The organism is Lysinibacillus sp. (genome assembly GCF_032093475.1).
In the GTDB taxonomy this organism is placed as follows: Bacteria; Bacillota; Bacilli; order Bacillales_A; family Planococcaceae; genus Lysinibacillus; species Lysinibacillus irui.
In genome coordinates this window covers 1-5,759 of sequence record NZ_DAMDAY010000185.1, presented here as the reverse complement: position 1 = coordinate 5,759, position 5,759 = coordinate 1, and the positions used below count along the sequence as shown (strand labels likewise).

Annotated in this window: 7 protein-coding genes and 1 riboswitch; of the genes, 3 read left to right on the top strand and 4 right to left on the bottom strand. The window is 36.7% G+C overall.

The window, feature by feature from the left end; translation table 11 throughout:
• Positions 1–501 (bottom strand): MFS transporter (locus RT445_RS22830; protein WP_313471655.1); only part of this gene is annotated, 501 nt, incomplete at its 3' end.
• Between the two features lie 122 nt (positions 502–623).
• Positions 624–723: riboswitch (purine riboswitch) on the bottom strand.
• A gap of 160 nt (positions 724–883) precedes the next feature.
• Between RT445_RS22830 and RT445_RS22825 the strand changes: the two genes are divergently transcribed.
• A complete protein-coding gene (locus RT445_RS22825; protein ID WP_274793398.1) occupies positions 884–1,087 on the top strand; it encodes a hypothetical protein in 204 nt (67 codons plus the stop codon).
• 33 nt (positions 1,088–1,120) lie between these two features.
• On the opposite strand, the gene lepB is transcribed toward RT445_RS22825, so the two are convergent.
• The 3 genes from lepB to RT445_RS22810 all read right to left on the bottom strand — a co-directional run bounded on the left by lepB (position 1,121) and on the right by RT445_RS22810 (position 3,234).
• Positions 1,121–1,681 carry a signal peptidase I gene (gene lepB, locus RT445_RS22820; protein WP_274793399.1) on the bottom strand — a complete coding sequence of 187 codons (561 nt, stop codon included), beginning with the start codon at positions 1,679–1,681 and terminating at the stop codon, positions 1,121–1,123.
• A 148-nt stretch (positions 1,682–1,829) separates the two neighbouring features.
• Positions 1,830–1,940, bottom strand: a complete 111-nt coding sequence (locus RT445_RS22815) for a transcriptional regulator (protein WP_274793400.1) — start codon at positions 1,938–1,940, stop codon at positions 1,830–1,832.
• 355 nt (positions 1,941–2,295) lie between these two features.
• Positions 2,296–3,234 carry an LCP family glycopolymer transferase gene (locus RT445_RS22810; protein WP_274793401.1) on the bottom strand — a complete coding sequence of 313 codons (939 nt, stop codon included), beginning with the start codon at positions 3,232–3,234 and terminating at the stop codon, positions 2,296–2,298.
• A gap of 285 nt (positions 3,235–3,519) precedes the next feature.
• Here RT445_RS22810 and RT445_RS22805 point away from each other — a divergent pair, with 285 nt between their 5' ends.
• Both RT445_RS22805 and RT445_RS22800 read left to right on the top strand, forming a co-directional pair.
• Complete coding sequence (locus RT445_RS22805) at positions 3,520–4,608, top strand: M24 family metallopeptidase (RefSeq protein WP_274793402.1); 1,089 nt, start codon at positions 3,520–3,522, stop codon at positions 4,606–4,608.
• A gap of 23 nt (positions 4,609–4,631) precedes the next feature.
• Positions 4,632–5,759: aminotransferase class V-fold PLP-dependent enzyme (locus tag RT445_RS22800; RefSeq protein ID WP_313471652.1), on the top strand; the 1,128-nt coding region annotated here is incomplete at its 3' end.

The following is a 5,759-nucleotide window of genomic DNA, read 5'->3' as shown; positions in this document are numbered from 1 at the left end:
TGACAGAATGCTAATGCCTAAAAATATAGCTCGCCAACCGAAAGCTTCTGTTATAAAAATACCCATTGGTACACCAATGACAAGCGCAGAGCTTACACCCATGAAAACGAGTCCTAACGCCTTGGCACGATGTTTAGGCTCAACAATTTTTGTCGTAATCGTTAAAGATAATACAATGACTAATGCTGTGCTCATCGCTGTGAAAATACGGGCAATTAGCACAATAATGAACGTTGTACTAAAGAAGGTCATTAAGTTACCTAACGTGAAAATAAATAATGATATTAAGAATAAGCGCTTCCTTTCCACCTTAGCTGTCAAGGATAACAGGACAGGCGCAGAAATAGCATAAACCAGTGCAAAAATCGTAATTAATTGCCCAGCTGTTGCTAAAGATACATGTAAATCCTCTGCAATATTTGGCAGTATCCCACCAACAATTAATTCAACTAACCCTACTGCAAAGGTAGTCACCGCAAGAATATAAACTCTCCAATTCATCGTAATCTCCCTTTCGTTACACTTTCATTTTTGCAGGAGATTTTTTTATGCATTACGCCGCAAGGTACGCTTCGGTACGCTACAAACTAACGGCTGAATCAACATAAAAAAATCCTGACTACAAAAATGAAGCAAAGTTTTGTAGTCAGGATTTTATGGTTCCTGGTAGAGACCCTCAATCCATATTATTGAGGTTATACAGATCAAATATTTACTTTAGCTATAGTAGCACATCAAAATTTCGTTGACAATAGCTTTTTTTATAGAATTAAATGATCTTATAAAACTGCCGAATCGAGAGAAAATTTCGAAATTCCGCTTATATTTTAATGAATTTGACCATACATATTAACATATACTAACTATTTTACGAGGTGATTGTTTGCGTATAGTAGGATTTGTCTGCTATTTTTTAATACTATTTTATGGCGTAGAATTAGTAGTAGAAGAGCTCACAATCGAAGAACCAGCTATTAGCTCTCCCGTGAAAAGTAAGGTATTGCCTATAAAAGAAACTGTTGAAAATTCAAGAGTTTGTGTCTATTACCCTACGTATAAGAGCTGTACAGATTTACCAAAAAACTAAAAGAGGTCACTCAAAGGAGTGGCCTCTTTTTCATTATTTTGAACCGATATGAAAATGGCTAAATGGATATAGTATTGCTTTAGATTCACCATAAACAGCGTCCTCTGAAATTAAACCGTAGTGGCGACTATCAAAACTTTTTAAACGGTTGTCCCCAAGCACAAAATACATGCCCTTTGGTACTTCTTTTTCATTAACTAATTGTTCCAAAGTAAAATTTTCTGTAATGCGTAATTGATTAGGATCATCTGTTTCACGATTAACATAATCTTCTTTGTATGCTTTCCCATTTACATACAATACATCATCTTTCATTTCAACTTTATCCCCTGGAAGACCTATTACTCTTTTAATATAGAGTTCATCCTCGGTAGGAGATTGGAAAACAATTTGATCGAATCGTTCAATTTTACTTGTTTTACTTACAATAATAATATCCTTATCATGATACGTCGGGTACATCGAAGCTCCCTGCACCTTAATTGGCGCAAATAAAAACTGCTTACAGCCAAAAACGACAACAGCCGTAATGACAATAATCTTGATGTAGGATAGTATTTCTTTTTTTAAATTTGTTGTTTTTTCCTCTTGCATGCTCATTCCCCGATACTGTTTTTTTAATAGTATAACATTTTCTATATACTATTGACGAATGAATCACGCAAATTGTTTCCAAATCAAAAAAAAAGACAATTGCTACAACGTAACATTGTCTAGTATTTATCCTTCTGTTGTGTAATCATTATGAATGGTTGGATTGTGTAGCAGAGAGACGCTGCTCGTTCAATAAATCGACTGCTAATACGATACCTACTGGTAGTGCAAATGCTAATAATATTGTGCCAAAAATCATCACAATCACTCCTTTTAACCATTTCTAATATCAGTATACATTTAATTTTCTGATTTTTCAAGCTACATTGAAAAATGAACTAGCTCTATTCATTAAAAAAAAATCATTCAACTAGGCATGCACCCTACCTGAATGATTTTTTATCTTTACATATACAATTTTAAACATAATAGTTGTAGGCCTCTAATAGCTGATTGGACTGGATTTCTTCGCACTTTGCGTTTAGGTACATAGCTTTGCATGCACTGATTAAGCGCTGTATACCTAAGCACCTGGGTCCTCCCATTCATTCATCTCCCTCCCTTCATGGCCGAAAAATTTACTTTGTTGACACTACGTGTAGTAAGCACCACGCTTACTTGCTTTTTAAATGATTGTTTAGATCTGTTTGTATTTTTTGAAGCTCTTCCTCATTCGGAATGTAGTACCAAATACGATTAATCCTTTGACCTTCTCCCTGTTCAAACGATATTTGCTCAATATCCTTATCCATTTTTTTATAAATACTTTGTAGCTGGATCAGGTCTTTGACTGAGAAGTTCATGCGAACATTATCGCCTAACACATTAAGCATATCTGTTGCCTTTAATAATGTAGATGGCGTGGAGGCTTTTTTCATAACAGCTTCAATAATTTGACGTTGTCGAATTTGACGACCAAAATCACCACGTGGATCTTCATAACGAATACGAGAAAAAATAAGCGCCTCATTACCATTTAACGTAATTTCACCCTCTGGGTAATGGTATTCGTCATAGGTTAAATCCATATCATTATTGATCGTTACACCACCAAGCGTATCAATAATTTGCAAAAAGCCCTCCATATTAATAAATACATAGTAATCAATTGGTATATTTAAAAAATTCTCCACCGTATCCACAGCCATCGGAACGCCACCAAAGGCATAGGCATGATTAATTTTATCAACGGTGTCATGACCAACAATTTCTGTACGAGTATCACGGGGAATACTAAGCATTTTCATCGTCTGCTTTTCTGGATTCACAGTAATCACAATCATCGTATCTGAACGACCACTATCATCTTTACGTTCATCGACCCCAAGCATCAGAACCGAGAATGGTTCTTTTTTGATCACTGTTTTTTCTTCTGGTTGTGCTGCATCTGTTGTTTGAATAAGTGGTGTATTTATTTTATTCATGGTTTTTTGGATGGTAAAGTAGGCAGTCCCTATAAAAATTAAAAAAATTGCTAATAGGCTACCGACTATCCACAGCCATATTTTTTTCTTGCTCTTTTTCTCTTTAGAGCGTTTCATGTTTTTTTCCATACATAAGTCCTCTCTTGCTTAACAATTTTGCCCCTCTTTTTGACGTATTAAGTTGGAAAAAAGTTTATCTAGTCTACTTATATGCATAATGAACGAAAAAAAGACGTACACTAGTATTTACTAAATTCACAGCATACTATTCCCTCATTTGTAAATTAATTTCCTTTCAGTTTATCTATTTCCTTCATTTATTGAAAATTCATTATTATTGATATATACTACTTTCAGATACAACGTCTCTATATAAGAAACAATTAATCTAGTTAATAGGTAGGAGGAATATCAATGTTTCAAAAAAGAAGAGAGAAGCTAGTTTCTCGCATGCAGCAACAGCAAATAGATCTAGCAGTCCTAGTGCCTGGTTCGAACATGTATTATTTTACAGGTCTCCAATTAAAGCAAAGTGAGCGCTTAACATTAGCTGTCATTACCGCTAACAATCAATTGTTTTTTCTAGTACCACAAGTAGAGTTAACGAAAGTAGATGCAAATAATGGTGGTGCTATCTTATCTTATTCAGATGAGGAAGGACCGGCACAGGCCATCCAGCAACTTAAAAAAGAGCTTGGAGCATTGCACACACTTGGCGTAGAGTTTGACACTATGCACGTCAAGGAGCAGAAAGCCATCGAAAAGCTTACATATGACAATTTATGTGATATCGGTGATTCCATTCGTGAACTACGGATGAAAAAAGATGACCATGAAATAACATTTATGCGACAGGCAGTACAAATTGTTGAAGAAAGTCTTGAAGCTACATTACCAACTATTCAAGCTGGCGTTACAGAGATGGAAGTAGCAGCACAATTAGAATATGAAATGAGAAGACGTGGATCAGAGGGAACACCTTTTGGCACCATTGTAGCTTCAGGTTATCGCGGTGCACTTCCCCATGGCAGAGCTAGTACAAAAAAAATAGAGATAGGTGAATTAATCGTCATTGACTTTGGTGCAATTTATAAGGGCTACGTAGCTGATATGACCCGAACAATCGCTTTAGGGGATGTCTCACCAACATTAAAAACAATCTACAATATTGTTAAACAAGCGAATGAAACTGCAATAGCTGCGATAAAACCAGGTATGACAGCACATGACATCGATGATATTGCAAGAAAAATTATTTGTGGTGCTGGCTATGGTGACTACTTCACACATCGACTAGGGCATGGCATTGGTTTAAGTGCACATGAAGAACCTTATTTAATGCAGCGTAATCACTTAGTGTTGAAATCAGGCATGGCATTTACGGTCGAGCCAGGTATTTATGTACAGGATGTGGGTGGTGTGCGGATCGAGGATAATCTCATTGTTACAGAAATTGGCTATGAGAATTTAATGAACTATACGAAGGAATTAATAATCCTATAAGGCTGGTGAGCACAATGATCGATATGATGAAAATACAAAAAGATATGCCGCTTCTTGAGCATTATATGTATTTAAACACAGCTGCTGCTTCTGCCATGCCACAGCCAGTAGTAGATGAGATGACGAGCTATATTCAAAAACAAGCAAGTATCGGCCCCTATTTACCATCTTTTCGTCAAGAAACGTATGAACAAGTAGAGAAAATTCGAGAGAAGGCTGCTTTGTTTATCGGCGCGGAGCAAGAAGAAATTGCCTTTGTGCCCAATGGATCCATGGCTATTAATTATGTTTCAGGTGGCTTGCAGTGGGAACAAGGTGATGAGGTCATTGTACTCGATACAGAAATGTTAAGTAATTATGTGCCTTGGCTTGCCCTTCAGCAGCAAGGTGTTCACTTAAAAGTGTTGAAAACGAATGCAGATTATATGGTGGATTTACAAGCACTCGAGCAGCTCATCACACCACAAACAAGACTAATTGCTTTTGCCCATATGTCCAATGCCTCAGGTGCCCTTCAGCCTGCTAAGAAAATATGTCAGTTCGCACAGCAGCACAATGTACTGACATTGATTAATGCCAATCAAACAGTTGGTTTAACCCCACTCCATGTCAAAGAGCTTGGGTGTGACTTTTTAGTAGCATGTGGGCGAAAATGGCTTCGTGGCCCTGAAGGATCAGGAATTTTATATGTACGAAAAGCGCTTATATCCACACTGACGCCTCTTATGATTGGTTGGGGTAGTACACAATGGGATTATCAAAACAATACTTATTCATTTTTAGAGACAGCTAAACGTTTTGAGCCAGGCTGTCCGATCATTCCAAGTATTTTAGGTTTAGGAGCAGCCATTGATTATGCAAATGCTATCGGTATTCATCACATTTATGAGCGTGTCAAACAGCTAACTAACTATTTGCTTGAACAACTTGAAACCATTCCAGGTATTGTTTTATATGGTCCACAAAATAGTGACTATCGATTATCAATTACACCGTTTAATATTGAGGGGCTTTTTCCCGATGATATCACGAATTATTTAGCACAACATGGTGTCATCATTGAAGCTGGCACCTTTATGGCGAATACCATTATGGAGCGCAATCACATTCAAAAAATGGCTCGCTTTTCGCCGCACTATTTTAACACTTTT